The 2751-nt window shown below is 39.0% G+C and carries 2 protein-coding genes and 2 pseudogenes; all 4 read right to left on the bottom strand.

Translation table 11 applies throughout. The features are described 5' to 3' along the window. Positions 1-622 (bottom strand): annotated as a pseudogene (locus DFO72_RS29000) (IS110 family transposase); the annotation flags it as partial. 117 nt (positions 623-739) lie between these two features. Further along, positions 740-995, bottom strand: a pseudogene (locus tag DFO72_RS28995) (CPCC family cysteine-rich protein). 175 nt (positions 996-1170) lie between these two features. Further along, entirely contained in the window at positions 1171-1935 is a 765-nt protein-coding gene (locus DFO72_RS28990; RefSeq protein ID WP_113885929.1) for a hypothetical protein, read from the bottom strand. A gap of 97 nt (positions 1936-2032) precedes the next feature. After that, positions 2033-2266 carry a hypothetical protein gene (locus DFO72_RS28985; protein ID WP_113885928.1) on the bottom strand — a complete coding sequence of 78 codons (234 nt, stop codon included), beginning with the start codon at positions 2264-2266 and terminating at the stop codon, positions 2033-2035. Positions 2267-2751: the final 485 nt, after the last annotated feature.

The raw sequence follows: 2751 nt of genomic DNA, 5'->3' as shown, positions 1-2751 counted from the left end.
AATTCATCTTCTGTGAAATTGGCTATTTCATGCGGTAGAGCATAAAGCCGTAAGAATTGTAATGCAGCCTTGCCCTCCCACTTCTTAAAGACCTTCAAGAATTCCGGAAAATACCGGTCAATCCAGTTGTGCACCTGTCCCTGGACCGTTTTAGGTCCTCGGTTAAAAGATCGCGAATTTTCTTTGCCACACGGAGTTCGGCATAAACACCTTGCGGTATAGTAGGTTCGGCGTATCTTCCGTCCTTGACCAGTTGGGCAATGACTTTGGCATCTTTTACATCATTCTTAGTTGGAGAATTATCATCAAGCTCCTTGCTTTTCTTGACGTGCAAGGGATTTACAGCTACAAACTTAATCTCGTTTTCATTTAAAATGTGAGCCAGGTTAAACCAATAATGACCTGTTGGCTCCTTACCGACAATCACTTTCTCCATACTATGTGTTTTCTTCGTTTCCGAAATCCAATAAAGAAAATGCTCAAAACCTTCTTTTGTATTTTCGAAATAACAAGGGGATCCAAATTCCATTCCCCTGAAATCCTGGGCATGTGCCACATGCTTGAATTTCGCAATATCCACCCCTATAATCAGGGGTAGGTTATTTTTTTGTTCAAACTCCATTTTCCTTTATTACAGGAATGCTGCCCCGTTTATTGAATAAGAAAAAAGAGCTGCCGATCGCACTGGATCTTCAGCTCTTAGTCCTGTCGGGATTAATCATTTTATCGATATGTATAATCATAACGGTTTCCAATTTGGGTCTTTAATATCTTCTTTATTTGGTTTTCTTACAAACTTAATACTTCCCTCATCACAAGCTCCAGTTTATAAAATTATGCTGTGCCTGTCTTAAAGAAACTTCGTTTGCACCGCCTTCATAGTCACTATATTGAACCCAATCATCTTCCCAAAAACAAATGTTGCAAATATCGTGTGTACCTGGTGTTTCTTCATTTAGTGTTTTATAATCACAACAAGGACACGTATACTTCACTGCCTTCAACTCGGTATTTTTAAAACATTTTACTTTGTACACTTCTTTAGCTAATCTGCCCCTACAATAAGAAAAAGCTGCCTAGATTAACCTAAGCCCCTTCATAAATCAAAAAGACTCCAACCTAATTAGGCTAGAGTCTCTGTTTACTAGGATTCTTGATAATCTCCTAGAATCAATCATAGTATTTTACGTTTTCAATCCTTCCGTAAGGCGGAGAGTAATTCCCTGCATGAGTAGTGTAAAATTCTGCATAACTTCCGTCTACAAATGAGCCGATGTTCCGGACGATATAATCAATAGAGTATGAAGAAGGATAGTAGTTCCAGCTTCCCACATAGTCATCTCCTAAACTTCCGTCATCCTCATAAAGCTCCGCATAACCTACTGGGTCTGCTCCGTTTCCAGTTGCACCAGATGATGTATGTGCGGGCAGACGGAACATGTAGTCTCCTCCATGTGAGTGCCAGATAGTGTCAGTCTGTAAGTCCCAATATTTGTCCATTATCCATTTTTCAGTACCTACCACGTCCCAGCCACCTGTGTCTGTGTGTGCTGAAGCTTTGATCGTTCCAAAGTTGTTAATCAAACTTGACCTGGTTGCGTTAATAGCATTGTTAAAGGATGTTTTTACTTCATTGTTTTTAGCCTTGTCTTTATCTTTCATTATTTTAACGGGCTCATTATCTTTCCAGCCTTGTTCCTTCTTAATCTTCCCAGCGTCATCTGGGTTAGAAGCGTAAACCTCCACTTCAATTCCAGTAGCTTCAGATTTGAAAACTTTGAGCGGTTTTTCTCCTTGGTGAAACTCTTTTGCTGTTTTCGCTACTGTTTGGCCGTCTGCACCATTTGCAGAAGCTGGCTTGATTGGACTTCCTGCTCCGAATAACACTCCAAGTGCCATTGTTCCTAGTGCGATTGTGCTGAATACTTTCTTCATCTTGGTCCCTCACTATGTCTTCTGTTTGATTTTTAGTGTGATTAGTTTGAAAATTCAAGCTCTAAAGAGGATATGGCAACCTCCCTGTTTCAAGGGGTTACTTCATTATTGTAACAGGCTCATTGTCTGTCCAGCCTTGTTCCTTCTTAATTTTTTCAGCCTCTTCAGGATTAGTTGCGTGAACTTCCACTTCAACACCTGTAGATTCAGATTTGAAAACTTTAAGTGGTTTTTCTCCTTGGTGAAACTCTTCTGTTGTTGGATTTCCAGCACCTATTAATACTCCAAGTGCAAGAGCTCCTAATCCGATTGTTCCGAATACTTTTTTCATGTGTACATCCCCGTTCTTTTGTTTTATTGTTGGTGTGGTCTAAAATTTTACCGCAAATTTCACTATAATTTTACTCGCGACATGAATTAGTTTTGCAACCACCATATAGAGGTATAGCGAACACGATAGTTTCACAGATTTTACTAATCTATGGTAATAGCATATCAAAAATACCCTTTTTTTGGTACCTTAAATTAAAGTGCTTTTTTATTTGTCGAGGTAACAAAAGCCCCTGTTAGTTACATTTAGTGTTTCCATTGAAGGAACCGTCCATATCATACTACTTGTGAATTAGCCTGCCCCGTTTTTTGAAGAAGAAAAAGAACCCCACTCTTTTCCTCAAACACCCGTTTGTTCAATAAAATTTTTATCTTTTAGTCGCTAAATTCAATTTTCATAAGGATTAGTGTACAAATCCACATCCAATTCAGCTTCAATGCTTGCAGCAAACTTTATGATGTCTTTATCCATATATAAAGCAGGGG

Origin of the sequence: Cytobacillus oceanisediminis (assembly GCF_004366035.1) — a bacterium.
In the GTDB taxonomy this organism is placed as follows: Bacteria; Bacillota; Bacilli; order Bacillales; family Cytobacillaceae; genus Cytobacillus; species Cytobacillus oceanisediminis_C.
Note: the sequence above shows the minus strand (reverse complement) of the source record. Positions and strands in the feature narration are given on the sequence as shown.

Bases quoted from the DNA above. Each gene is read 5' to 3' on its own strand.
- DFO72_RS28990 (WP_113885929.1), bottom strand. From the start codon at position 1,935: ATGAAGAAAGTATTCAGCACAATCGCACTAGGAACAATGGCACTTGGA.
- DFO72_RS28985 (WP_113885928.1), bottom strand. From the start codon at position 2,266: ATGAAAAAAGTATTCGGAACAATCGGATTAGGAGCTCTTGCACTTGGA.